General features: G+C 52.6%; 1 protein-coding gene. It reads right to left on the minus strand.

Annotated features, from left to right (window positions below; all coding sequences use genetic code 11):
- The coding region (locus L691_RS30780) for a helix-turn-helix domain-containing protein (RefSeq protein ID WP_025691948.1) at nt 1-377 on the minus strand (377 nt) is incomplete at its 3' end.
- Between the last annotated feature and the right edge of the window lie 70 nt (nt 378-447).

The raw sequence follows: 447 nt of genomic DNA on the forward strand, positions 1-447 counted from the left end.
ACCCGCTGAGTCAACAGGCGAATGGTCCAGCGGGCATAGCCCTCAGGAGGCTCAGAACAGGCCATCGCGACAATGCGTGCTTCTACTTCCCCGGTAATCGCAGCAGGGCGTCCAGGCTCCGGCCGTTGTCGATAACGCAGAGTCGCCTCCAAACCGTGAGTGCAATAATCTTTGAGCGTGTGATAAACCGTGACCTCACAAACGCCGACTCGCCGGGCAATCTCTGTCTGCTTCGGTGCAGATCCTTGATTTTCATCCGCTAACATTAGGATGAGGCACCGATTCCGAATCCCTTTTGAAGTTCCGGCGGCATGAAGGCGTTGGTTGATTTGCTCCCGCTCTTCTGGCTTCAGTCGAATCTCGTATTTTTTATTCATGTTATTCACCCTCCCAGTTCCTGCTATATAGAGAGGGTAAGTCTTAAATGCTATGCGGTCAAGGTACTAG

The sequence above is a fragment of the Paenibacillus zanthoxyli JH29 genome, assembly GCF_000520715.1.
Taxonomy (GTDB): domain Bacteria; phylum Bacillota; class Bacilli; order Paenibacillales; family Paenibacillaceae; genus Paenibacillus_AQ; species Paenibacillus_AQ zanthoxyli.